General features: G+C 62.7%; 25 protein-coding genes and 1 pseudogene. 13 read left to right on the top strand and 13 right to left on the bottom strand.

The features are described from left to right. Positions 1–39: 39 nt before the first annotated feature. From NKJ84_RS26400 to NKJ84_RS26385, 4 genes are all read left to right on the top strand, one after another. Positions 40–1,227, top strand: coding sequence for an amino acid ABC transporter permease (locus tag NKJ84_RS26400; RefSeq protein WP_352508878.1), 1,188 nt, complete (start codon positions 40–42; stop codon positions 1,225–1,227). 4 nt (positions 1,228–1,231) lie between these two features. Further along, entirely contained in the window at positions 1,232–2,389 is a 1,158-nt protein-coding gene (locus tag NKJ84_RS26395) for an amino acid ABC transporter permease (RefSeq protein WP_352508877.1), read from the top strand. A gap of 68 nt (positions 2,390–2,457) precedes the next feature. Beyond that, entirely contained in the window at positions 2,458–3,207 is a 750-nt protein-coding gene (locus NKJ84_RS26390; RefSeq protein ID WP_031212005.1) for an amino acid ABC transporter ATP-binding protein, read from the top strand. 253 nt (positions 3,208–3,460) lie between these two features. After that, a complete protein-coding gene (locus NKJ84_RS26385; RefSeq protein ID WP_352508876.1) occupies positions 3,461–5,377 on the top strand; it encodes a multicopper oxidase domain-containing protein in 1,917 nt (638 codons plus the stop codon). Between the two features lie 94 nt (positions 5,378–5,471). On the opposite strand, the pseudogene NKJ84_RS26380 reads toward NKJ84_RS26385, so the two are convergent. Both NKJ84_RS26380 and NKJ84_RS26375 read right to left on the bottom strand, forming a co-directional pair. Next, a pseudogene (locus NKJ84_RS26380) lies at positions 5,472–6,425 on the bottom strand (cation diffusion facilitator family transporter); the annotation flags it as partial. Positions 6,426–6,430: 5 nt separating this feature from the next. After that, positions 6,431–6,694, bottom strand: a complete 264-nt coding sequence (locus NKJ84_RS26375) for a metal-sensing transcriptional repressor (protein WP_023719742.1) — start codon at positions 6,692–6,694, stop codon at positions 6,431–6,433. A gap of 104 nt (positions 6,695–6,798) precedes the next feature. Here NKJ84_RS26375 and NKJ84_RS26370 point away from each other — a divergent pair, with 104 nt between their 5' ends. Continuing rightward, entirely contained in the window at positions 6,799–7,470 is a 672-nt protein-coding gene (locus tag NKJ84_RS26370; protein ID WP_352508875.1) for a TIGR02117 family protein, read from the top strand. 15 nt (positions 7,471–7,485) lie between these two features. Here the strand turns inward: NKJ84_RS26370 and NKJ84_RS26365 are convergent, their stop codons facing one another. Together NKJ84_RS26365 and NKJ84_RS26360 are read right to left on the bottom strand one after the other, a co-directional pair. After that, positions 7,486–8,718: an FAD-dependent monooxygenase gene (locus NKJ84_RS26365; RefSeq protein WP_352508874.1), complete on the bottom strand. Its 1,233-nt coding sequence runs from the start codon at positions 8,716–8,718 to the stop codon at positions 7,486–7,488. A gap of 19 nt (positions 8,719–8,737) precedes the next feature. Further along, a complete protein-coding gene (locus tag NKJ84_RS26360; RefSeq protein WP_254820632.1) occupies positions 8,738–8,983 on the bottom strand; it encodes a zinc-finger domain-containing protein in 246 nt (81 codons plus the stop codon). Between the two features lie 149 nt (positions 8,984–9,132). Between NKJ84_RS26360 and NKJ84_RS26355 the strand changes: the two genes are divergently transcribed. Then, positions 9,133–11,334 carry an RNA degradosome polyphosphate kinase gene (locus NKJ84_RS26355; RefSeq protein ID WP_254820633.1) on the top strand — a complete coding sequence of 734 codons (2,202 nt, stop codon included), beginning with the start codon at positions 9,133–9,135 and terminating at the stop codon, positions 11,332–11,334. Further along, a complete protein-coding gene (gene ppx / locus NKJ84_RS26350; RefSeq protein ID WP_352508873.1) occupies positions 11,334–12,866 on the top strand; it encodes an exopolyphosphatase in 1,533 nt (510 codons plus the stop codon). The genes NKJ84_RS26355 and ppx overlap by 1 nt, the downstream gene beginning before the upstream one ends. Positions 12,867–13,037: 171 nt before the next feature. Here ppx and NKJ84_RS26345 read toward each other — a convergent pair whose 3' ends face one another. The 6 genes from NKJ84_RS26345 to betI all read right to left on the bottom strand — a co-directional run bounded on the left by NKJ84_RS26345 (position 13,038) and on the right by betI (position 17,798). After that, positions 13,038–13,451 (bottom strand): DoxX family protein, encoded by a 414-nt coding sequence (locus NKJ84_RS26345; protein WP_352508872.1) that lies wholly within the window; start codon positions 13,449–13,451, stop codon positions 13,038–13,040. A gap of 118 nt (positions 13,452–13,569) precedes the next feature. Beyond that, positions 13,570–14,004 (bottom strand): DoxX family protein, encoded by a 435-nt coding sequence (locus NKJ84_RS26340; RefSeq protein WP_352472646.1) that lies wholly within the window; start codon positions 14,002–14,004, stop codon positions 13,570–13,572. 358 nt (positions 14,005–14,362) lie between these two features. After that, positions 14,363–14,713 (bottom strand): hypothetical protein, encoded by a 351-nt coding sequence (locus NKJ84_RS26335; RefSeq protein ID WP_352508871.1) that lies wholly within the window; start codon positions 14,711–14,713, stop codon positions 14,363–14,365. Positions 14,714–14,785: 72 nt separating this feature from the next. Continuing rightward, positions 14,786–16,183 carry a class II fumarate hydratase gene (fumC, locus tag NKJ84_RS26330; protein ID WP_352479297.1) on the bottom strand — a complete coding sequence of 466 codons (1,398 nt, stop codon included), beginning with the start codon at positions 16,181–16,183 and terminating at the stop codon, positions 14,786–14,788. Between the two features lie 142 nt (positions 16,184–16,325). Continuing rightward, positions 16,326–17,084, bottom strand: coding sequence for an SDR family NAD(P)-dependent oxidoreductase (locus NKJ84_RS26325; protein ID WP_352508870.1), 759 nt, complete (start codon positions 17,082–17,084; stop codon positions 16,326–16,328). Positions 17,085–17,195: 111 nt separating this feature from the next. Then, positions 17,196–17,798, bottom strand: coding sequence for a choline-binding transcriptional repressor BetI (gene betI / locus NKJ84_RS26320; RefSeq protein WP_352508869.1), 603 nt, complete (start codon positions 17,796–17,798; stop codon positions 17,196–17,198). Between the two features lie 123 nt (positions 17,799–17,921). Here betI and choX point away from each other — a divergent pair, with 123 nt between their 5' ends. Genes choX through NKJ84_RS26305 form a run of 3 tightly spaced genes read left to right on the top strand, consistent with a single transcriptional unit; the run spans position 17,922 to position 21,159 of the window. Further along, positions 17,922–18,857, top strand: a complete 936-nt coding sequence (gene choX, locus NKJ84_RS26315) for a choline ABC transporter substrate-binding protein (RefSeq protein ID WP_352508868.1) — start codon at positions 17,922–17,924, stop codon at positions 18,855–18,857. Beyond that, positions 18,854–19,702: an alpha/beta fold hydrolase gene (locus NKJ84_RS26310; protein ID WP_352508867.1), complete on the top strand. Its 849-nt coding sequence runs from the start codon at positions 18,854–18,856 to the stop codon at positions 19,700–19,702. Before choX ends, NKJ84_RS26310 begins: the two co-directional genes overlap by 4 nt. 8 nt (positions 19,703–19,710) lie before the next feature. Continuing rightward, positions 19,711–21,159, top strand: coding sequence for an amidase (locus tag NKJ84_RS26305; RefSeq protein WP_352508866.1), 1,449 nt, complete (start codon positions 19,711–19,713; stop codon positions 21,157–21,159). A 43-nt stretch (positions 21,160–21,202) separates the two neighbouring features. Here NKJ84_RS26305 and NKJ84_RS26300 read toward each other — a convergent pair whose 3' ends face one another. Continuing rightward, entirely contained in the window at positions 21,203–22,000 is a 798-nt protein-coding gene (locus NKJ84_RS26300) for an NIPSNAP family protein (RefSeq protein WP_352508865.1), read from the bottom strand. 150 nt (positions 22,001–22,150) lie between these two features. Here NKJ84_RS26300 and NKJ84_RS26295 point away from each other — a divergent pair, with 150 nt between their 5' ends. Continuing rightward, positions 22,151–22,762, top strand: a complete 612-nt coding sequence (locus NKJ84_RS26295) for an LmrA/YxaF family transcription factor (RefSeq protein ID WP_352508864.1) — start codon at positions 22,151–22,153, stop codon at positions 22,760–22,762. 48 nt (positions 22,763–22,810) lie between these two features. Here NKJ84_RS26295 and NKJ84_RS26290 read toward each other — a convergent pair whose 3' ends face one another. Next, positions 22,811–23,404 (bottom strand): hypothetical protein, encoded by a 594-nt coding sequence (locus NKJ84_RS26290; protein WP_352508863.1) that lies wholly within the window; start codon positions 23,402–23,404, stop codon positions 22,811–22,813. A 119-nt stretch (positions 23,405–23,523) separates the two neighbouring features. Here NKJ84_RS26290 and NKJ84_RS26285 point away from each other — a divergent pair, with 119 nt between their 5' ends. Beyond that, positions 23,524–24,654: a metallophosphoesterase gene (locus NKJ84_RS26285; RefSeq protein ID WP_352508862.1), complete on the top strand. Its 1,131-nt coding sequence runs from the start codon at positions 23,524–23,526 to the stop codon at positions 24,652–24,654. Between the two features lie 68 nt (positions 24,655–24,722). Here the strand turns inward: NKJ84_RS26285 and NKJ84_RS26280 are convergent, their stop codons facing one another. Beyond that, positions 24,723–24,902, bottom strand: a complete 180-nt coding sequence (locus NKJ84_RS26280) for a CsbD family protein (protein ID WP_352479307.1) — start codon at positions 24,900–24,902, stop codon at positions 24,723–24,725. Positions 24,903–25,050: 148 nt separating this feature from the next. Here NKJ84_RS26280 and NKJ84_RS26275 point away from each other — a divergent pair, with 148 nt between their 5' ends. Next, positions 25,051–25,719 carry a glutathione S-transferase family protein gene (locus NKJ84_RS26275; protein WP_352508861.1) on the top strand — a complete coding sequence of 223 codons (669 nt, stop codon included), beginning with the start codon at positions 25,051–25,053 and terminating at the stop codon, positions 25,717–25,719. Positions 25,720–25,774: the final 55 nt, after the last annotated feature.

Here is a 25,774-nt window from a genome sequence, read left to right as displayed (position 1 = left end):
TCGTCTGCCTTCCGGTCTCTCTTTCCAGGGGACTGTCGAATGGCATCGCAGGAAGTTCTTCGCGAGGGGCCAAGCCGCGGTTCCCTCCTTAATGATCCTCGTGTCCGCGGTATATTCTTTCAAGCGCTGGTCCTCGTCCTGCTGGTAGCGGGGGTCTGGTGGGTTACCCACAATGTCATCGTCAATCTGACGCGCTTGCACATCGCTTCCGGTTTCGGCTTTCTCAAGGGCCGCGCCGGCTTCGACATCAGCGAAAGCGCCATCGCTTATTCGTCGGATTCGACTTATTTCCGAGCCATCCTGGTCGGCTTCATCAACACCGTGATCGTGGCCGTCGTCGGCATTATTACCGCCAGCATCATCGGTTTCATCGTCGGCATCGGCCGACTGTCGCGCAACTGGCTGATCAGGAAGATCTGCACGGTCTATGTCGAGGTCTTCCGCAATATCCCGCCGCTGCTGGTCATCTTCTTCTGGTATTCCGGCGTGCTCGCCGTGCTGCCGCCGCCGCGCGAGAGCATTAATTTGCCGTTCGGCTCCTTTCTCAACCAGCGCGGCTTTTATTTTCCGCGCGCCGTCTGGGGCGAGGGCTCCTGGCTGATCCTGGTCGCCCTGCTGCTCGGCATTGCCATGGCCTGGTTCGTCGCCCGCAAGGCGCGGCAGCGGCAGATGGCGACGGGTCAGCCATTCCCGGTGCTCTGGACATCGATAGCGTTGATTGTCGGCCTGCCGCTGCTGGCCTACGCGCTGAGCGGCTTTCCACTGAGCTTCGAATTCCCGAAGCAATCGACTTTCAACCTGGTCGGTGGCTTCCAGGTCAGACCGGAGTTCCTGTCACTCTATCTGGCGTTGTCCTGCTATACGGCCGCCTTCATCGCCGAGATCGTGCGCGCCGGCATCAGGGGCGTCAGCACGGGCCAGACCGAGGCGGCCGCGGCACTTGGGCTGCGCTCGGGATCGATCCTCAGGCTTGTCGTCGTGCCGCAGGCGATGCGCATCGTTATTCCGCCGCTGACCAGCCAGTATCTGAACTTGACCAAGAACTCTTCACTCGCCATCGCCATCGGCTATCCGGACCTGACGGCAACTGCCGGCACTGTCTTGAACCAGACCGGGCAGGCGGTTGAAGGCGTGGTGATCATGATGGCTGTCTATCTCGCGCTAAGCCTGATCACGTCGGCGATCATGAACGTGGTCAATGCCAGGATGGCGCTGGTGGAGAGGTAGGACCATGCAGGAACACGACATGTCCTGGGTGCGGACTGAGATGGCGCTGGCCCAACCGGCGCCGTCGAGCGAGCGTGGCCTCACCGCCTGGATCCGCAAGAACCTGATTGCCACCACGGGCGACACCATTCTCACCATCGTCGGCATCGCGCTGGTCGCTATGATCCTGCCCCAAATCATCAATTGGGCCTTCATCAACGCCCAGTGGACCGGACCGGATCGCTCGGTCTGCGCCACCGTGGCGCAAGGCGGCATCCAGCCGGATGGCTGGACCGGTGCTTGCTGGGCATTCGTCAACGCCAAGTTCGGCCAGTTCATGTTCGGCACCTATCCTATCGAGGAGCGTTGGCGGCCGATCGTGGTGGCCATCCTGTTCGTGGCACTGTTGGTGCCGCTGCTCATTCCGCGCGTACCGCGCAAGGGGCTGAATGCCATTCTTCTCTTTCTTGTACTGCCGGTCGTCGCCTTCGTTCTGTTGGTCGGCGGCCTATTCGGCCTGCCGCATGTCGAGACGTCGCGTTGGGGTGGACTGCTGGTGACGCTCAGCCTGTCCTTCGTCGGCATTGCCGTGTCGCTGCCGATCGGCATCGTGCTGGCGCTCGGCCGGCGCTCGAACATGCCGATCGTCAAGCTGCTGTGCGTGATCTTCATCGAGACGGTACGCGGCATCCCGCTGATTACGGTGCTGTTCTTTGCCAGCGTGATGCTGCCGCTGTTCCTGCCGGCCGGTGTCAGCTTCGACAAGTTCCTGCGCGCGCTGATCGGCGTGTCGCTGTTTGCCGCCGCCTACATGGCCGAAGTGGTGCGTGGCGGCCTGCAGGCGATCCCCAAAGGCCAGTATGAGGGCGCCGATTCGCTCGGCCTCAGCTACTGGCAGAAGATGGGCCTGGTCGTCATGCCGCAGGCGCTGAAGCTGGTCATTCCCGGCATCGTCAACACCTTCATCGGCATGTTCAAGGACACCAGCCTGGTCATCGTCATCTCGATGTTCGACCTCCTCGGCATCGTCAAGCAGAATTTCTCCGACGCCAATTGGGCGACGCCGCAGACGGCCAGATCCGGCCTGGTGTTCGCGGCCTTCATCTTCTGGCTGTTCTGCTTCGGCATGTCGCGCTATTCAATGTATACGGAACGCCGTCTCGACACCGGCCACAAACGCTAAAAGGGGACCTTGTCATGGCCATAGAAAATGCCGTCAGCGCGGAAGAGATCAAGGTCAATGCCGCCAAGATGCACATTTCCACCACCGATGTCGCCATCGACATCATCGCCATGCACAAATGGTACGGCGAATTCCATGTGCTGAAGGACATCAATCTAAAGGTGATGCGCGGCGAGCGGATCGTCATCTGCGGCCCGTCGGGTTCCGGCAAATCGACGATGATCCGCTGCATCAACCGGCTGGAGGAACACCAGAAGGGCAAAATCATCGTCGACGGCAAGGAACTGACCAACGATCTGAAGAAGATCGACGAGGTGCGCCGCGAGGTCGGCATGGTGTTCCAGCACTTCAACCTGTTCCCGCATCTGACCATTCTGGAGAATTGCACGCTGGCGCCGATCTGGGTGCGCAAGATGCCGCGCAAACAGGCCGAGGAAATCGCCATGCATTTCCTCAAGCGCGTCAAGATCCCGGAACAGGCCAACAAATATCCCGGCCAGCTTTCCGGCGGCCAGCAACAGCGCGTGGCGATCGCCCGCTCGCTGTGCATGAACCCGCGGATCATGCTGTTCGATGAGCCGACCTCGGCTCTCGACCCGGAAATGATCAAGGAAGTGCTGGAAACGATGGTCGGGCTGGCGGAGGAAGGCATGACCATGCTCTGCGTCACCCACGAGATGGGCTTTGCGCGTAAAGTCGCCAACCGTGTGATCTTCATGGACCAAGGCCAGATCGTCGAGCAGAACACGCCGGCCGAGTTCTTCGACCACCCGCGCCATGAGCGCACGAAGCTGTTCCTGTCCCAGATCCTGCACTGATCCTGTACCCCGGTTCGGACAAGAGCGGCGGATCAAGCCTCTGTCTTGCTGGCTTCGCGCGTATTCGACGAGCGCTGACCGTGCACTGCGCGAGAAGATAGCAAGCGCGCTTCAGGTCGTTCGAGTGGTCACGTTGCAACCTGGTAACTAAGGCCGGCGCGGATCATAAGCGCGCCGGCTGCGTTCATTGCCATTGGGAGTTGTATAGCGAGCCGCGTGGGCGCGTGCGGCGGCAGGTCACGGGTTCATCCTGATGCTCATCCAACCGATCGATTATTTCCTCGTCGTCTGGTTCGCGCTGGCGCTGGCTTCGACGCTTTATGTCGGCTTCGACCAATATCGCAACAATCCCGAGCCGGTGGTGATGAAATGGGGCTTCATTCTGGTCACCCTCTATATGGGTCCGCTCGGCTTGCTGCTCTACGTGCTCGCCGACAAGGAGCCCCGGCCCGGCGAGCATGAACTCTTCACCCGCCCGCTCTGGAAGCAGGGCGTCGGCTCCACCATCCACTGCGTCGCCGGCGATGCCACCGGCATCATTCTTGCCGCCGCCGTCACGGCGGCGCTCGGCCTGCCGATGTGGATCGACCTGATCGTCGAATATCTGGCCGGCTTTGCCTTCGGCCTGTTCATCTTCCAATCGCTGTTCATGAAATCGATGATGGGCGGCACCTATTGGGAGAACGTGCGCAAGAGCTTCCTGCCCGAGTTCATCTCCATGAACTTCATGATGGCCGGCATGGCGCCGGTCATGAGCTTCCTGATGATGGGCCGCGACATGCGCGCGATGGAACCGATGGAGCTGTTGTTCTGGGGCGTGATGTCGATCGGCGTCATCGCCGGTTTTGCGCTTGCCTATCCGGCCAATGTCTGGCTGGTCGCGCGGGGGCTGAAGCATGGGCTGATGACGCAGCGCGCGCAGGCAGCCGGCATCGATGGTCAGGAGCAGCCTGCGACGAGGCAACATGCGCAGATGCAAATGCAGCAGGCCGACGCCAGCGGCCATCGCGGGCAGCGCCACGATATGGCTTCCCACAAAGGCAAAGGCGGCGGCCATCACATGGAGACAGATGCCACGACGCCGCAGGTCGCTGCCCTGGGTGCCGTCTCCCTGCTGGCGCTCGCCATCGGCATGGTCGCGCCGGCGAACTGGCTGAACCTGACGCTGTCGGCACGCGACGTCGGCGGGGTGATCATGGCGCGGGGCATGATCATGGATCGCGACACGCCGGCCGACGCAATGCGCGACATGGCCGCTACCGATCCGCGCCTCGTTGCCGCCTCTTATGGTCTGTCGACAAGGGGTGACCAGGACCTGCCGTTTCGGATGGAGAACGGCATCAAGGTATTCGACCTCAGGCCTTCGGTGGTCCGCTGGCAGATCCTGCCGGATGTTGCAGTCGACGCTTATGCCTATAATGGCCAGATTCCTGGTCCGCGAATTCACATTCGCCAGGGCGATCGGGTCAGGATCAACGTCACCAACGGCCTGCCTGAGGAAACGACGGTGCATTGGCATGGCTTGATCCTGCCGAACCAGATGGATGGGCCGGCCGAGATCACGCAGGCGCCGATCGAGCCCGGCCAATCCTATTCATACGAATTCACCGCAACCCAGCACGGAACCTATTTCTACCACCCCCATGCCAAGCCGGACCGGACCCAGGCGCTCGGCCTCTACGGTGCGCTGATCATCGATCCCGCCAATCCCGCCGATGAGGTCGCGGCCGACCATGATTACGTCATCGAGCTTCAGGAATGGCTGGTGCGGGAAGGGCTGACCTACCCGTCGATGCCGATGGACGGCGGCATGCCGAATTTCTTCACCATCAACGGCAAGGCCTATCCCTCGACCGAGACGATCAAAATGAAGGTCGGCGAGACGCTCAAGGTGCGGTTCATCGGCACTAACAACGGCTTCATCCATCCGATGCATATCCATGGCGGACCGTTCGAGGTCGTTGCCCGCGACGGCGAAACGATCCCTGCCTCCGGTCGTTTCCTTGCCGATACGGTCAATGTCGGGCCGGGTCAGCGCTACGACGTGATCTGGAAGGCGCAGCGTCCGGGTAAATGGCTGATCCATTGCCACATCCCGCATCACACCACGAACAACAATGTCGAGGAGAAGGGCGGCGGCGGGCTGATGGTCGTCATCGATGTCACCTGACCGTAGCCGTCTAAAAGGGACCTTCAGTGCTCGTGGCCGTGGTTTTCGTCATGCACGTCTCGTGAGGGTGAGGATGGTCGTTCTCTCCACGTTCGGTTGAAAACCGCACATTCGCCGTAGCCAAGGCCGGCATATGCTGGGACAGTTCGTCCTTCAGCGCCGCCGCGATGTTATTCGCTTCCGACAGCGGCAGGGTTTCGTCTGCGGCAATTGCGATGTCGGCGTGCAATCTATGACCGATCCAGCGCGCCTTGGCATCGACAATGCGTGCGCCCGGAACGTGCTCGGCGGCATGTCGGATTTCATCCATCACACCGGGTTCGATTCCATCCAGCACGCGGGTCAGCACCGAGCGGGCCGATTGCCAGACGATACCGAAGATCGCAATCGTGATCAGCAGGCCGACAATCGGGTCGGCCAAGGAAAAGCCAAGCCAGACGCCGGTGGCTCCGATGACCACGGCAAGGCTGGTAAGTCCGTCGGTGCGGGCGTGATAGCCGTCGGCAATCAGTGCCGCGCTGTTGATTTCGCGGCCGACGCGGATACGGAACACGGCAACCGCCTCGTTGCCGAGGAAGCCGACAATGCCCGCCGCCGCCAGCCAGCCCAGGTGCGTCACCGCTTGTGGATTGATCAGCCTGTCGATGGCTTGGTAGGCGGCGACTACAGCGCTGAACAGGATGATGAGCACGATGATGATGCCGGCCAGATCCTCGACCCGGCCCAAGCCATAGGTGAAGGTCCGCGACGGCTTGCGCCGCGCCAGCACGAACGCAATCCATAGCGGGATCGCCGTGGTCGCATCGCCGATGTTATGGATCGTATCGGCCAGCAATGCCACGCTCCCCGACAGCACAACCACGACCATCTGCAATGCTGCGGTGATCGCCAGGATCACGAACGACCATTTGATTGCCCAGATGCCCCGATCGGTGGTGGCAATTGTCGCATCGATGACGCCATGGCTGTGGCCGTGCGGACCGTGATCGCCGTGATGATGTGCGGCGTGCGAGCCGAACCCGAGCCATTCCAGAATGCGGGCTACGATGGCATTCATAGATATTTCGCCAGCTGCTTGAGTTCCGCCAGCGAGTTGCCGCCGGTTTCGACGCTGTCCGTCAGGCAATGCTCGATGTGATCATTGATCAGCTCGCGCTTGGCGCTGCTGATGGCCCGTTCGACGGCATGAAGCTGCTGCGCCAGATCAACGCAAGGGCGATGCGCCTCGATCATCGCCAGCACCGCCGCGAGGTGGCCTTGCGCGCGCTTCAGGCGCTTTATGATGGAAGGATGCGAAGCGTGGAGGTGATCTGACATGCCTCTGCATATCCTCCCCGGGAGGATACGCGTCAAGCGCTAAGTCAGCTGTGCAATTTCCGGAGAGGCTTCACCTTGAACATTGCTTGGCCTATGCCTTCCCCATGAAGAAGCTTGCTCGTTTTCTCGACCTGCTGGTCGTTGCAGCAGTCCTTGCGGTGGCGCTGGGCACGCTGCTGCCGCGCCCGCTCTGGCCGGCGGCCGCTGCCGATCCGATCGGCGCAAGCCACCGCATCGTGGTGCTGAAAAATCCGATCCACACCGACATCGCCATCCCGGTCGACGACGATGTGCGCCGGCGCTTCCACTTCCTGGTCGATGCCGGCATTCCGGCCGACATGGCGGAGGTCCGCTACATCGTCTTCGGCTGGGGCGGCCGCGCCTTCTATCTCGAGACGCCGACCTGGTCGGAACTGAAGGCAGTGCCGGTGATGAAGGCGCTGACCGTCGATGCCTCGGTGATGCATGTCGACATTTCAGGCGAAATCGCCGAGCCGCATCCCGACGTCGCCGGCTTCGACGTAAGTGAGGAACGCTTTGCGGCGCTGCTCGATTTCATTGCAGCGAGTTTTCAGCAGGGACCGAACGGGGCCATGCCGATCGAGGATGCGGCCTACTCCCGTTTCGATCGTTTCTTCGAAGCCAATGGCCATTTCAACGCGCTGGTCGGCTGCAACACCTGGGCGGCGGCGGCACTGCGCACCGCCGGCCTGCGCACCGGCTGGTGGAACCCGCTGCCGGCCTCGCTTAGCCTGTCGATGCGGCTTTACAATTGACAAGGCTCCGATGACTTAGGACCGCCGAGCGTCCGCCCGCCAGCCATAGAGCCAGTCCAGATCAGCGGCGAGTTTTTCGGGTGAGCGCATCGCCAGGAACAGGTTGCGGGCCATCGCCACCGGCCCGGCCGCATGCCAGGCGAGGCGGTTGAGGGCGCCGCGGCGGGCGACCTGGGATACGCGCGGCCGCCGCGCCTGTTCCCAGGCGACAAGCGCGCTGCTGAGGTCGGCAGGCGAGCTGGCAACGAAACCGGCAAGGGTTACCGTGTCTTCGATCGCCATCGCCGCTCCCTGTGCGGCAAACGGCGTCATCGCATGCGCCGCATCGCCAATCAGCGCTATGCCCTCCGGCGTCGTCCACCGCCGCTGCTCGACGGTATGGATCGGCCATGCCGTCCATGGCGCGGCCTCGCTCGCCAGACGGACCAGCGCCGGCGCGGTACCGCGCATGGCGTTGGCGAGGATGGCGGGGTCGGCATGCCCCGACCAGTTCTCGGCGATGCGCTCGCCCTTGGTGAAGGCCGCGAGGTTGAAGACCGCGCCACGGCTGACCGGATAGGCGACCATATGGAAGCCTGGATAGAGGAATGCGGTAACGCAATCGGGCGCTCCGATCACCCTGAAGGCTTGTCCGGCGAGGCTGTCCGCGGCCACCGTTGCGCGCCAGGCAAGCTCGCCCGAGAAGCGGCTTCTCCGGAAATCGGCCGCCTTGCGGGCGAGCGTTTCTCGCACCGACGACCAGACGCCATCGGCTCCGACCAGCAACGATCCTTCGGCTTCGATGGTCGTGCCGGCAATCTCGACTGTTGCGGTGATGCCATTCGGTCCGGTTGCGACGCCGCCGACGCGGGCACCAGTGACAAGCTCGACCTCGGAGCGCTCGGCTATCCGCGCCATCAGCGCTGACTGCAGGTCGGCGCGGTGGGCGACGAGATAGGGTGCTCCCCAGCGCGTTTCAGCCGCCTGGCCAAGCGGTACGCGCGCCAGCTCGCGCAGCGTGACGGCATCCTTCAGCACGACCGCCTCCGGCCGCACCGCCGTCGGCAGCAGCCGATCGAGTAGGCCGAATTGTCGAAGGATGCATGTCGCGTTGGGTGAAAGCTGGATGCCGGCACCGGCAGCCTCGAGGTGCTGCGCCTGTTCGAACAGTTTTGTCCGATAGCCGCGCTCGGCGAAGGCCAGTGCCACGGTCAGTCCGGCGACGCCCGCCCCGGCGATGACCACCTGCCGGGACTGCGTTTCTCGCATCAGGCTTGTCGCGGAAGAATCAGGCGGCCTGGTCGATATAGAGGCAGCCCGGCGGCTGCGTTTCCAATGCCTTCAGCTTGGGCGAATAGCGATAGAGCGTCGAGCAATAGGGGCAGACTTTTTCATTGTCGTCGCCCATATCGAGAAATACATGCGGGTGGTCGAAAGGCGGATTGGCGCCGGTGCACATGAATTCCTTGACGCCGATGTCGATTGCCGGATAGCCCGCATCGTTCTGGAAATGGGGAATGGAACCGCCTGCCATCGTCGTCTCCTGATCTTGTCGATTGCATCTGGATCATAACCCATCTCTTTGCAAGATCGATGAAATGAAACTGTCGCAAAAGCCTGTCAGAGGATAAGTTAAGCCGGTTAAGGCTGTGGTCGTCGAACGGTGTGGGAAGAGCGGAAACCATGAACGAACTGAAGCCGGTGCAGAGCGAATTCATCACCGTCGAGGCGGCGAGCCGCGAAGGCGGCAACCCCGACCGCTTCGTCAACCGCGAGTTTTCCTGGCTGCAATTCAACCGGCGCGTGCTCGAAGAATCGCTGAACGCCAATCATCCGCTGCTCGAGCGCGTTCGCTTCCTGTCGATATCGGCAGCCAATCTCGACGAGTTCTTCATGGTCCGCGTCGCCGGTCTTGCCGGCCAGGTGCGCGAGGGCATCGTGCTGAAGAGCCCGGATGGGCGCACTCCCGAGCAGCAGCTCGAACAATTGCTGCGCGAGGTCGAGCGCCTGCAGGAGGACCAGCAGAACAGCCTTTCGGCGCTGATGCTGCTGCTCGACAAACAAGGCATCGAAAGCATCACCCGCGATGCGCTGACCAAGGACGAGAAGACCTGGCTCGAGGACCATTTCCAGGAGCAGGTATTTCCGGTCCTGACCCCGCTGTCGATCGACCCGGCGCATCCGTTCCCGTTCATTCCCAACCTCGGTTTCTCGATGGCGCTGCAATTGCGCCACCGCAAGAACGGCGAGGAAATGAGCGCGCTTTTGCGCCTGCCGGTGGCGCTGAGGCGCTTCATCCGTTTGCCGGATCGCAAGCATCATGTCCGCTTCATTCCACTCGAAGAGGCGGTCAGTCTCTATATCGGCAAGCTGTTTCCCGGCTATGAGGTCAAGGGCTCCGGCACGTTCCGCATCATCCGCGACAGCGATATCGAGGTCGAGGAAGAATCAGAGGATCTGGTGCGGCTGTTCGAGACGGCGCTGAAGCGGCGACGCCGCGGCTCGGTCATCCGCATCGAGTTCGACAGGTCGATGCCGGCCGAATTGCGCGATTTCGTCGCCGGCGAGCTCGGCGTCTCGGCCAGCCGGATCAGCGTGCTCACCGGTCCGCTGGCGCTCAGCCAGATCTCGGAGATCGTCGCCGTCGCCCGCGACGATCTGAAGTTCACGCCTTACAATCCGCGCTTTCCCGAGCGCATCCGCGAGCATGGCGGCGACTGTTTTGCCGCGATCCGCGAGAAGGATATCATCGTCCACCACCCTTACGAATCCTTCGACGTGGTGGTGCAGTTTCTGCGCCAGGCAATGGCCGACCCGGAAGTGGTGGCGATCAAGCAGACGCTCTACCGCACCTCCAACGACAGCCCGATCGTACGGGCTTTGGTCGATGCGGCGGAAGCCGGCAAGTCGGTGACGGCGCTGGTCGAGCTCAAGGCGCGCTTCGACGAGGAGGCCAACATCCGCTGGGCGCGCGACCTCGAGCGCGCCGGCGTCCAGGTCGTCTTTGGCTTTCTCGAACTGAAGACCCACGCAAAGATGTCGCTGGTCGTGCGGCGCGAGGACGGCAGGCTGCGCAATTACGTGCATCTCGGCACCGGCAACTACCACCCGGTCACCGCCCGCATCTACACCGATCTGTCCTTCTTCACCACGGACCCGACAATCGCGCGCGATGTCGCCCAGTTGTTCAACTTCATCACCGGCTATGCCGAGCCGGCCGAGCAGATGCGGCTGGCCATCTCGCCGTTCACGCTGCGCGACCGCATCCTCCAGCACATTTCGGATGAGATCAGCCACGCGCTGGAGGGCAGACCGGCCCGCATCTGGATGAAGATGAACGCCTTGGTCGACCCGATCGTCATCGATGCCCTCTACGATGCCAGCCGCGCCGGCGTCGAGATCGATCTCGTCGTGCGCGGCATCTGCTGCCTGAGACCGCAGGTGCCCGGCCTATCGGAGAACATCAGGGTGAAGTCGATCGTCGGCCGCTTCCTCGAGCACAGCCGCATCTATTGCTTCGGCAACGGCCACGGCCTGCCCTCGGACGGGGCGATCGTCTATATCTCCTCGGCCGATTTGATGCCGCGGAATCTCGATCGCCGCGTCGAGACCATGGTGCCGATCACCAATCCAACTGTGCATGAGCAGGTGCTCGGCCAGATCATGCTCGGCAACATCATGGACAACCAGCAAAGTTTCGACGTATTGGCTGATGGAACCTCCCGGCGCGTCGTGCTGGAAGAGGGCGAGGAACCGTTCAACGCGCAGGAATATTTCATGACCAATCCGAGCCTGTCCGGACGGGGCGATGCGTTGAAGTCGCATGCGCCCAAGCGCATCGCGCAGTTCAAACGCCGCAAGAAACAGAACGCAGCGACGGGCTGATGATTTCAGCGTCCCAGGGCCGGCTCCAGGACCGCCGACCGCTGTCCATCATCGATATCGGGTCGAACTCGATCCGTCTTGTGATCTATGAGGGGCTGGCGCGTTCGCCGACCTTGCTGTTCAACGAAAAGATGCTGGCGGGCCTCGGCCGCGGCATCGTTTCGACCGGAAAGCTCGATCCCGAGGCGGTGACTCGTTCGATGGAAGAGTTCCGCCGCTTCCGCGCGCTCTCCGACCAGGCCGGCGCCGAGCGCATGTATGTGCTGGCGACCGCCGCCGCTCGTGAGGCGGTCAACGGCCCCGACTTCATCCACCGCGCCGAGGATGTGCTCAGGACCGAGATCCAGGTGCTGAGCGGCCGCGAGGAAGCTCATTATTCAGCACTCGGCGTCATCTCCGGTTTCCATCCGGCCAACGGCATCGCCGGCGACCTTGGTGGCGGCAGCCTCGAACTGATCGATATCGACGGTGTGACGATCGGTGACGGCATCACGCTGCCGTTGGGCGGCTTGCGCCTGCAGGACATGGCGAAGAACTCGCTGGCCCAGGCGGCAAGGATCACGCGCGAGCAACTGGCGCGGGCGAAATTGCTGAAGGGCGGGCAGGGCAGGGCCTTCTACACAGTCGGCGGCACCTGGCGAAACCTGGCCCGGCTGCACATGGAAATGACCAACTACCCGCTCGGCGTCATGCACCACTACGAGATCGGCATCGAAAGCGCCGCGAACTTCCTCCGGCAGGCCGCCAAAGCCGAGATCGACAAGATCAAAGGCATCGAGGGCATCTCCAAGAACCGCCGCTCGCTGCTGCCCTATGGCGCCATCGTGCTGCAGGAGATCATGGCGGCGATGCAGCCGTCGAAGATCATCGTGTCGGCGCTGGGCGTGCGCGAGGGCTTTCTCTATTCGCTGCTCGACAAGGCCGAGCAGAAGGCCGATCCGCTGATCTCGGCTGCGGAAGAGCTTGCCCGCCTGCGCTCGCGCTCGGTCGACCACGCGCATGAGCTTGTCGAATGGACCGGCAAGGCATTCGCCGCCTTCGGCATCGACGAGACCAGGGATGAGGCGCGCTACCGCCACGCCGCCTGCCTGCTCGCCGATATCGGCTGGCGTGCCCATCCCGAATATCGCGGCAAGCAATCGCTCAACATCATCGCTCACGCCTCGTTTATTGGCGTCGACCATCCCGGCCGCGCCTTCCTGGCGCTTGTCAGCCTGTTTCGCCACGAGGGCGTGTTCAATGAAGCCGCTCCGGAAATCCGCGGGCTGGCGACACCGCGCTATCTCGAGCGCGCCCGCGTGCTGGCCGCGCTGCTGCGCGTCGTCTATTTGCTGAGCGCGGCAATGCCCGGCGTCATGCCGCGACTGAAATGGGAAAACCGCGGCAATGGCGTACTGGCGCTGGTGCTGCCGGCAGCGCTGGCCGATCTTTACGGCGAGCGGCCGGCCGGCCGGCTGGCACAGCTGGCAAGGGTCACCAACCGCCGGCTGGTGCTGGCGGTCGAGGGCGGGCCTGGCATGTCTGTCAAATAGACGCCCGCGCTGTCGCGTCGCGACCGTTGAGGAAAGAAGGAAAACGCCGTGAAATCCAGGCAGGTTCTGCAGCTGTTGGTTGCCGGGATCTTCGTCCTCTTCGCTGGCCCGTCAATGTGAGCCGTCTCGCAAAGTTCGTTTTTCTGAACACCGAATAAACCGGGCGGCAGCTTAGGCGCTCGCTGCAACCAGCCGCCCGTCGGCCGACCAGGCGCCCGCACCAGCCATTGCCAGCGCCAGGAAACCGCCTGCTATGGCGATGTCCTTCATCAGCATCTGTGAATGCATGAAGGTCAGCGTCGGATCGTCGCCGCCCTGGCCATAATGACCGAGGAAGCCCGCCGCGATGCAGAAGGCAGCGAGCAGCAGCGCCACGACCGGCGTCTTGAAGCCGACGAGGATGAGCAGCCCGGCGATCAACTCGAACAGGCCTGTCGCCCAAGCCACCAGCGTCGGCAGCGGCAGGCCGAGGCCGGCGAAATAGCCTGATGTGCCCGCGATGTCGGCAAGCGCATGGAAGCCGGACGGCACGAACAGCGCGGCGAGCAGCAGCCGGGAAAGCAAGAGCAGCGCATTGCGAGGCATGGTCTCCTCCGATATCGGCGACCGATCCTAGCAGAGTTCCAGCCAGCGGATATGAACCGACAACGAAAAAGGGGCGCGGAAAATTCCGCGCCCCTTTGTTCAGGAACGCTGGACTGCTTCAGCCGCGCTTGGCGTCGATCGAATACGCGCCTGGGCCCGAGGAGGCGAGCACGAGGAAGCCGCCGGCAATGCCGAGGTTCTTCATGAAATTGATCATCTGCATTTGATCGGCCCAGCCGGTGTGGGCGACCAGCGCGGTGGCGACGGTGAAGATCGCCATTACCCAGCCGACGATCCTGGTCTGGAAGCCGACGAGGATGGCCAGGCCGCCAAGCAGTTCGATAAGGCCGACGACAATGGCGGTCACCATCGGCAGCGGCAGGCCAAGGCTGCCGAAATAGCCGGCGGTGCCGGCAATCGCCGTCAGCTTGCCGAAACCGGAAAGCAGGAAGATGACAGAAAGCAGGATGCGGCCGAGCAGGATCGTGCCCGAGGCGCCGGCGGCGGTGCCGGAACCGGCAAACGAAGTGTTGGTGGACGTATTGGTGGACATGCGTAACTCTCCAGAAGGGTTTGGCCAAACGGCTTGGGATACCCGCCTAGTTAGCGCAGGTCGACTGTTCACCAAAGACGTCAGATTGGTTACGGATTGTTCACCCAGGTAACGTTTTCGCGATGAACATGGATGTTGTGATCCAGGCATATCAACACCCTAGGCGGCGTGGACAAATTTTAGCCGGTATCTGGCGGTGGCGGTATGGACCATTGATCGGCAGCAATCCTTTCAGAATTCGCCATTCCGCCTCTGTCAGATCGCCTCTGCTCAAGTCCGCCTCCAAAAGCAGCCTTGAATCAATACAGTGAGACGTCGTCAATAGCCGCTGCGCAAGGCTTGGCAGTGCGTGTCGACCTTACGACAGCAGGCGGCCGGAGATGAGTTGCTGGATCAAACGTGCGTCGTGCTCAGGGCCGGGCGATTGGTACCACTCTTTATCCCCGCTGACCCATGCATCAGTCACACGAATACCATTCGGCGAACCCTCGAGACGGACGCCATAGATGCAGGCTCCTGTCCACGAACGATGAAAATAGAGCCAGCCATTCTCAAAAAAAATGAACCACTTATCGTCCATATCCCGCGGAACGTGCCCAAGCCTGATCTTCTCGCCTTCGGCGTCCGAATACAGCAATGCAAGATCTATCCGATCTTGCTGCGCTGGGAGGGGGAGCGTTTTCCAAGAGGAGCGTGTGGCTGCTTGCATGCCTCATCTAACCAAAGCCATGAAAATCACACAACGAGCGATTTGCAGGCCGCTCAAATTTGTCCACGCCGCCTAGCCCGGATGCGTCATGTCCTCCGGCCGCACCAGCCGCTCATAGTCGGCTTCGCTGACCAGCCCGGTGGCCAGCGCTTCCTCGCGCAGCGTGGTGCCGTTCTTATGTGCCGCTTTGGCGATCTTGGCGGCGTTGTCGTAGCCGATCGTCGGCGCAAGCGCCGTCACCAGCATCAGCGAACGGTCGAGCGCCGCCTTGATGTTGTCTTCGCGGGCCTCGATGCCGACGACGCAATTGTCGGTGAAGGACACCGAAGCGTCGGCCAGCAGTTGTACCGATTGCAGGAAACAATAGGCCATCAGCGGATTGTAGACGTTGAGCTCGAAATGGCCCTGACTGCCGGCGAAGCTGATCGCCGCATTGTTGCCGAACACCTGCACGCAAACCTGTGTCATCGCCTCGCATTGGGTCGGATTGACCTTGCCAGGCATGATCGACGAGCCCGGTTCGTTTTCCGGCAGCGACAATTCGCCGAGGCCCGAACGCGGGCCGGAGCCGAGCAGGCGGATGTCGTTGGCAATCTTGAACAGCGCCGCCGCGCAGGCATTGATGGCGCCGTGCGAGAACACCATGGAATCATGGGCGGCCAGGGCCTCGAACTTGTTCGGCGCGGTGACGAAATCGATGCCGGTGATCGCGGCGATGCGCGCCGCCACCTTTTCGGCAAAACCGACCGGCGCGTTGAGGCCGGTGCCGACCGCGGTGCCGCCTTGCGCCAATTCCTGCAGGCCGGGAAGGGTCATTTCGATGCGCTTGATCGACGAGGCGACCTGCGCCGCATAGCCGGAGAATTCCTGGCCGAGCGTCAGCGGCGTCGCATCCTGCGTGTGGGTGCGGCCGATCTTGACGATGTGGGCGAAAGCCCTGGTTTTGGCGTCGAGTGCCGCATGCAAATGCCTTAGCGCCGGCAGCAGGTCGTGAATGATGCGCTCTGCGCAGGCGATGTGCATGGCCGTCGGATAGGTGTCGTTCGACGACTGGCTCATGTTGACGTGGTCATTGGGATGCACCGGCTTCTTCGACCCCATGACGCCGCCCAAAAGCTCGATCGCGCGGTTGGAAATCACCTCATTGGCGTTCATGTTGGACTGGGTGCCTGAGCCGGTTTGCCAGACGACCAGCGGGAAATGGTCGTTCAGCTTGCCGTCGATGACCTCCTGGGAGGCCTCGATAATGGCCTTGCCGATCGCCGGATCGAGCCGCTTCAGCTCCATATTGGCTTCGGCGGCCGCCCGCTTGACGATGCCCAGCGCCCGCACGATCGAGGCCGGCTGCTTCTCCCAGCCGATCTTGAAATTGGCCAGCGAACGCTGCGCCTGCGCGCCCCAATAGCGGTCCGCGGCGACCTCGATGGGACCGAACGTGTCGGTTTCGGTTCTGGTCTCTGGCGCGCTCACGCAGTCTCTCCGGTTTGCAATTTGCAAACGGCGTATCGCGTTGCACAAACGCCTTCAAGCGGAGATTGCGGGCGATGGAGATGCAAATCGGTTGAAGCCGCGCCTTTTCCTTCTCCCATAAGCGAGGAGGAGGGCGCGCTCCTCACCCCGCCGTATACCCGCCGTCGATGGCAAAGATACCGCCGCTGGTCCACGCCGCCTCGTCGCTGGCGAGATAGACCGCGATGCCGGCAAGGTCGCTGGTCCGGCCGATGCGGCCGAGCGGATAGCTGCGCTCGACATAGGCCTTGAGCTCGGCTTGCGCGGCTTCCGGCAGGTTTTCGATCGACCTGCGCCGCATCGCTGTGTCGACCGTGCCGGGCGCGATGGCGTTGACCCTTATGCCGCGCGGCCCGAGCTCGAAGGCGAGCGATTTGGTCAGCGAATTGAGCGCGCCCTTCGACAGCGAATAGAGGCTGGACGGCCGCTTCGGGATCATCTTGTGCGCAAAATAGGACGAGATGTTGATCACGGAAGCCCTGCCTTGCGCGAGATGCGGCAACAGCCGTTGGGTGAGGAAGAATACGGCCGTGACGTTGAGCGCGAACGATTGCTGGAACTGGTCCTCGCTGACGGTCTCGAACGGCACCAGGAATGCCACGCCGGCGTTGTTGACGAGGATATCGAGAGGTGGGCCGCGCCTGGCATGCTCGACCACGGCGTCGATGCCGGCGCTGGCCGACAGGTCGGCCGACAGCGTTTCGACATTATTCCCGAGCTGCTCGCGGGCGACGTCGAGTTTTTTGCCGTCGCGGCCGACGATCAGCACGCCAGCGCCTTCGCGCGAGAAAGCCTCGGCGATTGCCAGCCCGATCCCCTCCGAACCGCCGGTGACCAGTGCCCGTTTGCCGCCTAGTCTCATCCAACACTCCGCGCTTTGCCGTCTTGTCTGGTAAGGAGAGCAGCGCCGTTGCCGATTGTGGTCAAGCCTCCGGCTTATCCTACAATATGAACTTTCGGCTGATGCGCCTGGCTATTCGGCAGCGGCTGCACCGCGCCGAACAGCCAGCCGGGTAGCGACAAAATCCTTGACCTGATGAATGGCCTGTTCACGCGTAACGCTGCCGGGCTGCAGGCCAAGCCTCACCCACAGCCCGTCGATCAGGGCGGTGACGCCGAAAGCGATCTCATCAGCATCGCGCGCCGGCGCCAGACCGCGCAGGCCGGACAGCAGGTTGGAGCGCATGCGCGCATGGATCACCTTCTGGATGCGGGCAAGCTTTTCGTCGCGCGGCACCTCCGCGCAAAGCGAAAGCCAAGCGTGGCAGAGGGACGGCTGGAAGAGATGCGGCTCGAAATTGCCTTCGATGATGGCATCTATCCGTTGCATTGGCGTACGCGCCTGCCTCAACCGCTCCACCACCGCATGACGCAGCACCAGGTTCGATTCGCGCATGGCATGCTCGAAAAGCTCCCGCTTGCTATTGAAATAGTGCAGCACGATGCCCTTCGACGCGCCGGCCTGTGCCGCCACTTTTTCTATGGTGGCGCCAGCTATGCCTTCGCGCTGAAGCACGGCAAAGGCGGCTTGCCGCAGCTCCTTGCGGCGTATGTCGCTGAGACGCTTGAGTTTCACGGGCCGGGATCCATGCATCGAAAACCGACGTTGACATTTTTGTCCGCCGAGATCAATGATTGACCGTTGGGACAATTTAAAAACCGAATGGTCAACGTCGTTGGTGAAATGAGGAGAACCGAAATGCTTCGTTGCCTTGGAATAGGCGCCTCGCTCTGCGTCCTGCTGGCGATCCAGCCGGCCTTTGCGGCCGAACCCGAGCAATGCAAGGTCGTGCGCATGGCCGAGCCTGGATGGAACGACCTTGCCTTCACCACCGGCGTCACCAGCGTCTTGCTCGATGCGCTCGGCTACAAGCCGGCAAGCTCGCTTCTGGGCATCAACGTCATCTATGAATCCTTGAAGAACAATGATTTGGACGTGTTCCTTGGCTATTGGGATCCGGCGATGATCACCTACTACGAGCCCTACAAGAAGGACGGCTCGGTGGACGATGTGCGCGTCAATCTCGTCGGCGCCAAATACACCTTTGCCGTGCCGACTTACGTCTGGGAGGCCGGCGTCAAGGATTTTGCCGACCTGCAAAAGTTCGCCGACAAGTTCGGCAGGAAGATGTACGGCATCGAGCCGGGCTCGAACCAGCTGATGATGGACGCCATCGCTGATAAGTCGCTCGGCCTCGATGGCTGGCAGGTCGTCGAATCGAGTGAAGCCGGCATGCTTTCCGAGGTCGGCTACGAGATCAAGGAAAAGCGCTTCATCGTCTTCCAGGGCTGGGCGCCGCATCCAATGAACACGATGTACGACTTCAAATATCTGAGCGGCGGCGACAAGTTCTACGGCCCGAACTTCGGCGCCGCGACGGTGACGACGCAGGTGCGCAAGGGCTATCTGCAGCAATGCCCGAATGTCGGGCAGTTGCTGAAGAATCTCGCCTTCGACATCGATTTCGAAAATCTCGGCATGAGCTATCTCATCAATGACGGCATGAAGCCGGAGGAAGCCGGCCTCAAGGCAGTCAAGGAGAATCCGGATAGGCTCGGCGCCTGGCTTGCCGGTGTCACCACATTCGATGGCAAGCCCGCGCTCGACGCAGTCAAGCAGCAGCTCGGCCTGTGATATCGGCCGATCAGGCGGGCTGGAACGGCCGCAAGCGCAAGGTCGGTATCGGCAGCACTGAAACGGCCTGCGTCGAAATCGCCGGGCAGGAGCCCGCGCTGGTGCTGGTGCACGGCTTCTCCGACACGAGCCGCAGCTTCTCGCTGCTGGCGCCGCATCTCGCCGGGCGCCGGCGTGTCATTCCAGACCTGCGCGGGCATGGCGCCTCGCCGGCCGGGACACGCGGCTTCGCCCCGGCGGATTTCGCGGAAGATGTGGCGAGTTTGATCGAGCGATTGCGGCTCGAGCGGCCGGTTCTGGTCGGGCATTCCCTGGGCAGCATGGTGGCGATCGAGGCAGCCGCGCGCTACCCCGAGATGATCGGTGGCCTGGTGCTGATGGCCGGAACGCTGCGGCCGCAGATCGGTGAGGATCACCCGATGACCGTTGGTGTGCGGGCACTTCGAGACCCGATATCGCCGGCCGATCCGTTCTATGAATATTGGCATGCCTGCGAGGCCGAGGTTCCAGCGGACTTCCTGACCATGGCTGCAAAGGAAGCGTCAGCCATGCCGGCGGCACTTTGGTGCGCAATCCTGGAGCAGGTTCGGCGCGTCGATCTGACCGACAAGGCGCGCACGCTGCACCTGCCGGCGCTTGTCATTGCGGGCGGGCGCGACCTGCTCTTCGACGAAACGCACCAACGGCGGCTCCTCGAAGAAATCCCCGCCGCCGCGTTTGTAAGCGCGGTGCGATGCGGACACAACCCGCACTGGGAGGATCCGGCATTGGTTGCGGCAGCCATCGCCCGGTATTTCAAGGTCTGGAATGAAGCCGACCTCGAAGCGACCGGCAATCTGAGCTGAGAGCAGTCATGCACCTTTCCGAATACGTGGCGTTGGATGCCGTCGCCCTGGCCGGGCATGTTCGCTCGGGTGAACTGTCGGCTGTCGAGGTCGTTGAGGCGGCTATCGAAGCGATCGAAAGCATCAATCCCGCCATCAATGCCGTGACACTGATCGATGCGGACCGGGCGCTTTCCGCGGCGGCAAGCTGCAACCGGCAGGCCGCACTCGCCGGCATTCCCTTCTTGGTCAAGGACACCGGCGTCAATGTACGGGAGTGGCCGACGACGCACTCGTCGCTCTACTTCAAGGATGCCGCGCCGAAGCCCGACAGCGAGATCGTCCGGCGCTGGCGGGCCGCCGGTCTGATCTTGCTGGGAAAGACAAACACGCCTGAATTTGCCAACGACTTCGTCACCGAACCCAGCTTTCGCGGCCCCACCTTGAACCCCTGGGATCCTTCGCTGACGGCGGGCGGCTCAAGCGGCGGAGCTGCCGCCGCGGTGGCAAGCGGCATGGTGCCGGTCGCCCACGGTTCCGACATCGGCGGCTCGATCCGGGTGCCGGCTGCCTGTTGCGGCGTGTTCGGCATGAAGCCGTCGCGCGGGCTCACGCCGGTCGGCCCCTATCGAGGTCAGGTCGGCGCCGGGCTCTACGCCGACAGTGTCCTATCCCGCACCGTTCGGGACAGCGCCGCCATGCTGGACATGACTGCCGGTCCAGAACAAGGAGCGCCTTACTCCGTGCCGAAATCGGTGCCGTCCTACCTGGACTCGCTGTCTTCCCCCGGCGAGCGTCTGCGCGTCGCGTGCCTGGCGCACCGGCCGGATGGCACGCCCGTCGCGTCCGAGATCGGGGGAAAATTCCAGGAAGCCATGATCCTCCTCGAGGAAATGGGACACGAGGTCACAGAGGCGCGGTTCCCGCGGGAAGCCAGTGCCGAAGCGGACTGGAGCATCTTCTGGATGTCGGAGGTCGCGCGGCTGGTTGACGAGCGCGCCGACGAGATCGGGCGGATGCCGGGGGCCGGCGAAATCGAAAGCCTGACTCGTCACGCTCTCGACAGTTTTCGGCGATCCTCGGCCGCCGATTATCTCAGGGCGCAGGACCATGTGCACAGCGCTTCGCTGGCGATGGCGATGGCGTTCGATGGGTTCGACCTGATCATGACGCCGACGACGGCCGAGCTTACGCCCCGGCTTGGCGCCATCCATGGCGATGGTGCTCTCTTCGATTACGAGGCTTGGGCGAGCCGGGCCTACGGCTTTGCGCCCTTCACCGAAATCTTCAATGTCACCGGGCAACCGGCCGCCAGCCTGCCGCTTTTTCCGTCGAAGGGCGGCCTGCCGATTGGCATCCAGCTTATTGGCCGCAAGAACGAGGATCACCGGCTGCTGCGCGTTTCCTTTGACCTGGAGCAGGCAACCGCATGGACGGCGCGTTACCAGGCGATCCATGCCAGACACTTTCAGGCATGAACCAGGAGGCTCCGGCGACGTAGGGGGCGTCGACGATGTTGGTTCATACCGAAATTGGGTGCTGCCCGAGCAGCGATCGCGCCGTCGGTAACAGACGCAAAACCTCCGCGGGCCTGGCGAATTCCCCTTGTACGGTCTGCTGAAGCGCCTGCCAGTCCGGGGAGGCGGCCAAGGCCGCTTCGTGCCGGGCATACGCTTCGGCGCTGGCGAAACCCGTGACGCTGATGAAGACGTTTTCGCTGGCCCGCACCGGCAGCCGCGGAAAGCTGTTTTCGGCATGTTCGGTGACGAAGACGGCCAGCGGCTGTGCGCCAAGTGCGGCAAGCACCGGAAGAGCCGCGATCTGGAAGTCCCTGGCGAAGCCGGCTTCCAGGCCCGGTCGCAGATGATGGATCTTGATGACAACAATTGTCTGCAAAGCACTGCTTGTGCTTGGTTCTTCGAGATCCGTCTGGATTGCTCGTTGCGATCCCGAGAGATCGAAGCCGGCGCCCGGCCAGGCCGGCCTCAGCAGCAGCACGTCGTCGGAATCGATCATCGTGGCGTTGGCGGCGTCGCGCCAGGCTGCCCAGACCGGTCCGTCATAGAAGGCGGTCAGAGCGTTTTTCCGCGCTTCCATGCCGTCGAAGCCGCGCAGCCAGACGAACATGTCCGGCCGGTCGAGATCGCGGAACTGGCCGATGATGGTCATTCCCGCGGTTTCCTGCCCCTCGATCAGGTGATTGTCGAAGATGCCGATCAGCGTCTCGCGCCGGCCGGGTTTCAGCGTGTATTGCCTGAGTTCGACGACGGGCGAGGCGAGCAGATCGGGATTAGGTAGGGCGTTCAAAGGCAGGTTCATCGCGGGAGCTCCAAAACAGGACAGTCATCCTGTTTTACAAAACAGACCGGTTGTCCTGTTTTGTCAATCTGCTACCGTGTGAAGATGTCAGCAGAGATATCCGCTCGCCCAAGGTCGCGGGCTCAAAAACGCACCAACGACCCCGAAGGCATGCGCAAGAAAGTGCTCGACGTCGCCGAGGAGGCGTTTCAGGCACGCGGCTATCATGCGTCCAGCATGGGCGACCTGATGGCGACGGCGGGCGTCACCGGTGGTGCGCTGCACCACCATTTCGCGACCAAGAAGGCGCTGGCGCTTGCAGTGATCGAGGAGCGGGTCGCCGCCGCGGTCGAAGAGACATGGATCGCACCGGTGCGGATGGCTCCCTCAGCGCGCGAGGGCGTGCGCTCCGTGTTCGCGGCCGTCGCGGCGGAGCTGGAGCGGCAAGGTTTCGTGCGCGGTTGCCCGCTCAACAACCTGGCGCATGAACTGTCGCTTGCCGATCCGGATTTCCGCATTGCCCTTGCCGGCATTTTTTCGGCCTGGCGCCAGGCGATCGCCGACAAGATCAGCGCCGACCAGCGGGCGGGACGGGAGCTGGGCACTGATCCGCAGCGCTTCGCAGCGCTCGCCGTCGCCAGCTATTCGGGCGCCATGTCGATGGCCAAGACCGCACAGGACGCAAGCGTGCTGCGCGACTGCCTGATGGGGTTGGAGCAGGGAGTTATGTCGTCCAAAACGGGAACGAGGCGACGTAGCAGGATACTGCACAGAGCCCTTTGACGCCGGCAGCACAGTCGCTCACTATGACCGAGGCGGGAGGCCGAACGCTTAATTCGGCAGCGGCTTGATCAACTCGTAGCCGACCACGCTTTCGGCACTGGTGCCCTCGTCATAGCGCCTGGCCACAACTGCCTGCAGATCGGGTGCGTAAAGCGCGGTGAACTCGTCCCGCGTCGCGCCGGCCTCGCTCCTGATCGTCTGCTTGACCGCAAGCACGGCGTATTTGCAATCACCCAGGCTGAACGTCTCCTTGCCCTTGACGTTGATCTCCAGCGTCTCGGTGCCCTTCGGCGGCTTGTTCGGTGCAAGACGGGCAAACACGATCTTGCTCTTGGCCCCCGCCTTCAGTGGGAACACCTTCCTGAGATCGGAAAACGGGATCATCGCCATCTGCCCTGTGCTGCTGTCGCGAAACACTTCGATCAGCCCGCCGAACAGGTACTGCGACTGCGGCGATTGCGACTGGTATTTGTTGGCAACCGCCACCATTCCGCCCGCCGCCGGACGAAATTCGCTGTGGATGCCAGGCCTTTCGAGAACGAAGCCGGCCTTGGCCGATTTGGCGTCGATGCACGCGGAGGCGTGCGCTGCGCTCGTCATCGCCAGGATCGCCATTGTCATGCCGATGGATGCAGTTTTCATGGCGTCCTCCTCTGCCCGCGCAAGTTGAATTCCGAAAGCAATGCCAGACCTGGGAGAACGTGTCGACACACTTTGCGAGCAACTGGACTGCCGGTTCGCGTCGTGCTGAATTTTAGCGCATGATGCATCGCATTTCCGCCCGACCGGTCTCCCGGCGCAGTTTCCTGATGAAGGCAGCGGCCGTTGCCGCGGCCGGCGCCGTTTCGCGCCCGGCCTTCGGCCAGACCGGGCAGCGCATTCCGCCGATCGACGCCACCTTCCTGTTTATCGCTGATGTCCATGCCTGCCGCATGGCGAACGGATTGAGCCCGCACTGCGAGCAGGAGGGCAAGACCGACGCCGCCCTGCTGCGCAATGTCGCCGCGCTCAACGGCGTCGGTGACAGGCAATGGCCGGTTGAAATCAACGGCGTCGCCACCGGTCTGCATTCGACGGGCAATATCGGCACGCCGCTCGGCCTCGTCGTTGGCGGCGACATCACCGATGATGGTGGCGGCCAGATCACCCAGCCCAGCGAAGGCACGCAGCTGCTCCAGTTCAGCCAGCGCTACCAGCAGGGCGTTGGCCCCGACCGCGTGCACATGCCGGTCTATGTCGGCCTCGGCAATCACGACCTCGACCAGAACGGCCCGCGCTCGCATGTCGACTGGTACCGCCGCGAAATGCGCGACTACGTCGAGGTCAATCACCGCCCCGGCGTTTTCTTCAAGCCGCCCGCGCCGGCGACCAACTACGATCTCGAGACCGATTGCTATTCATGGGATTGGGGCGGTCTGCATCTTGTCCAGACGCACCGTTTCGCCGGCGATACCGGCCATGGCGCAGTCAGCAGCCTGCCATGGCTGAAGCAGGACCTGGCGACCTATGCCGGCGACGGCCGCCCGGTCATCCTGTTCCAGCATTATGGTTGGGATACTTTTTCGATCGAAAGATGGGATGCCGCCGAGAAGACCTTCGACGACAACGGCACGGGCCCACCGCATTGGTGGAGCGAAGCCGACAGGCAGGCGCTGCTGGCCGTGCTGAAGGGCTACAATGTCGTCGGCATCTTCCATGGCCATCAGCACGCGACGCCGATGATCTACCACCGTGACGGGCTCGATTTGTTCAAGCCGAAGGCTGCCTTCATGGGCGGCTTCGCGTTGGCGCGGGTGACCGGCAGCAGCATGGATGTGGTGCTGGGCGAAGCCGCCGGAGATCATGGCGAGGTCGCCTTCACCAATGCGTACAGCAAAAGTCTGACTTTCTGACGGGAAGGAGAGGGCGCAAAAAAAGGCGGCCGAGCCGCCTTTTTTTCTGGTTTGCGAAGGGCTCGGCGTCAAAGCGCCTTCTTCACCTTGTGCTTCACGTCGCCGTAAGCCTTCTGCATCTTGCCGGTCGCCTTGTCGACGTCGCCTTCGGCCTCGGTGCGCCTGTTGCCGGTGGCCTTGCCGGCGGTCTGCTTGACCGAGCCCTTGGCTTGCTTGGCAACGCCGGCAACCTGATCCTTGTTCACCATCTCGCATCTCCTGAACCGTTCGCCTGGAGAAACGGTTGCGGATCGCTTAGGTTCCGGGTTCTGCCCGTCGATTGGGATAGCTTCCGGCCGCGCAGCCGACAGGATAGGGTGCGCCAGGACGCCCGAACAGACAGGGGCCGGAGGGACAATGGCTGAATTCACGCTCTTCATCGGCAACAAATGTTTTTCGTCGTGGTCGCTGAGGCCGTGGCTGGCGATGAAGTATCTGGAGATCCCGTTCGAGGAAGGTCTTGTGCGCCTGCGCACGCCCGAGACCGCGGCCAATCTGGCCAGGATATCGCCGACAGGCCAGGTGCCGGTGCTGAACCATCGGCTGCCGAATGGCGAGGTCCGGATCGTCTGGGAAACCCTTGCCATCCTTGAATATCTCGCCGAGCTGTTTCCCGGGAAAAAGCTCTGGCCGGCCGACATCGGCGCCCGCGCGCTGGCCCGCTCGGCGGCGACAGAGATGCATTCCGGCTTTCGCGAGGTCCGCTACGGCTGGCCGATGAATTTGCGCCGGCCAAAAGGCCACAAGCCGCTCGACGCCGAAGGTGAGGCACAACGGGCGCGCATCGAGGAGCTATGGCGCGAATGCCGCGAAAAATACGGCAAAGGCGGCCCGTTCCTGTTTGGCCATTTCACCGCGGCCGACGCCATGTACGCGCCGGTCGTCACCCGCTTCGACACCTATGGCGGCACGCTGGCAACCGATACCCGCGCCTATGTCGACGCCGTGCTTTCGATGCCGGCGATGCGCCACTGGTATGCCGAGGCGGCGAAAGAGCCTTGGCCGGAGCCCGGCCCAGACGAATAGAGCCGAGCAAAGCTGGTCTTCCACTTCGCCGCCCGCGGCCTATCTGAAGATCGGG

It is taken from the genome of Mesorhizobium sp. M0048 (genome assembly GCF_040323405.1).
In the GTDB taxonomy this organism is placed as follows: Bacteria; Pseudomonadota; Alphaproteobacteria; order Rhizobiales; family Rhizobiaceae; genus Mesorhizobium.
Note: the sequence above shows the minus strand (reverse complement) of the source record. Positions and strands in the feature narration are given on the sequence as shown.

Bases quoted from the DNA above. Each gene is read 5' to 3' on its own strand.
- NKJ84_RS26355 (WP_254820633.1), top strand. From the start codon at position 9,133: ATGAACGAACTGAAGCCGGTGCAGAGCGAATTCATCACCGTCGAGGCG.
- ppx (WP_352508873.1), top strand. From the start codon at position 11,334: ATGATTTCAGCGTCCCAGGGCCGGCTCCAGGACCGCCGACCGCTGTCC.
- NKJ84_RS26300 (WP_352508865.1), bottom strand. From the start codon at position 22,000: ATGAACCTGCCTTTGAACGCCCTACCTAATCCCGATCTGCTCGCCTCG.
- NKJ84_RS26335 (WP_352508871.1), bottom strand. From the start codon at position 14,713: ATGCAAGCAGCCACACGCTCCTCTTGGAAAACGCTCCCCCTCCCAGCG.
- NKJ84_RS26295 (WP_352508864.1), top strand. From the start codon at position 22,151: ATGCGCAAGAAAGTGCTCGACGTCGCCGAGGAGGCGTTTCAGGCACGC.
- NKJ84_RS26390 (WP_031212005.1), top strand. From the start codon at position 2,458: ATGCACATTTCCACCACCGATGTCGCCATCGACATCATCGCCATGCAC.
- NKJ84_RS26340 (WP_352472646.1), bottom strand. From the start codon at position 14,004: ATGTCCACCAATACGTCCACCAACACTTCGTTTGCCGGTTCCGGCACC.
- NKJ84_RS26400 (WP_352508878.1), top strand. From the start codon at position 40: ATGGCATCGCAGGAAGTTCTTCGCGAGGGGCCAAGCCGCGGTTCCCTC.
- choX (WP_352508868.1), top strand. From the start codon at position 17,922: ATGCTTCGTTGCCTTGGAATAGGCGCCTCGCTCTGCGTCCTGCTGGCG.
- NKJ84_RS26305 (WP_352508866.1), top strand. From the start codon at position 19,711: ATGCACCTTTCCGAATACGTGGCGTTGGATGCCGTCGCCCTGGCCGGG.
- NKJ84_RS26385 (WP_352508876.1), top strand. From the start codon at position 3,461: ATGCTCATCCAACCGATCGATTATTTCCTCGTCGTCTGGTTCGCGCTG.
- NKJ84_RS26275 (WP_352508861.1), top strand. From the start codon at position 25,051: ATGGCTGAATTCACGCTCTTCATCGGCAACAAATGTTTTTCGTCGTGG.
- NKJ84_RS26360 (WP_254820632.1), bottom strand. From the start codon at position 8,983: ATGGCAGGCGGTTCCATTCCCCATTTCCAGAACGATGCGGGCTATCCG.
- NKJ84_RS26290 (WP_352508863.1), bottom strand. From the start codon at position 23,404: ATGAAAACTGCATCCATCGGCATGACAATGGCGATCCTGGCGATGACG.
- NKJ84_RS26370 (WP_352508875.1), top strand. From the start codon at position 6,799: ATGAAGAAGCTTGCTCGTTTTCTCGACCTGCTGGTCGTTGCAGCAGTC.
- NKJ84_RS26280 (WP_352479307.1), bottom strand. From the start codon at position 24,902: ATGGTGAACAAGGATCAGGTTGCCGGCGTTGCCAAGCAAGCCAAGGGC.
- NKJ84_RS26375 (WP_023719742.1), bottom strand. From the start codon at position 6,694: ATGTCAGATCACCTCCACGCTTCGCATCCTTCCATCATAAAGCGCCTG.
- NKJ84_RS26395 (WP_352508877.1), top strand. From the start codon at position 1,232: ATGCAGGAACACGACATGTCCTGGGTGCGGACTGAGATGGCGCTGGCC.
- NKJ84_RS26345 (WP_352508872.1), bottom strand. From the start codon at position 13,451: ATGCCTCGCAATGCGCTGCTCTTGCTTTCCCGGCTGCTGCTCGCCGCG.
- NKJ84_RS26365 (WP_352508874.1), bottom strand. From the start codon at position 8,718: ATGCGAGAAACGCAGTCCCGGCAGGTGGTCATCGCCGGGGCGGGCGTC.
- NKJ84_RS26285 (WP_352508862.1), top strand. From the start codon at position 23,524: ATGATGCATCGCATTTCCGCCCGACCGGTCTCCCGGCGCAGTTTCCTG.
- NKJ84_RS26325 (WP_352508870.1), bottom strand. From the start codon at position 17,084: ATGAGACTAGGCGGCAAACGGGCACTGGTCACCGGCGGTTCGGAGGGG.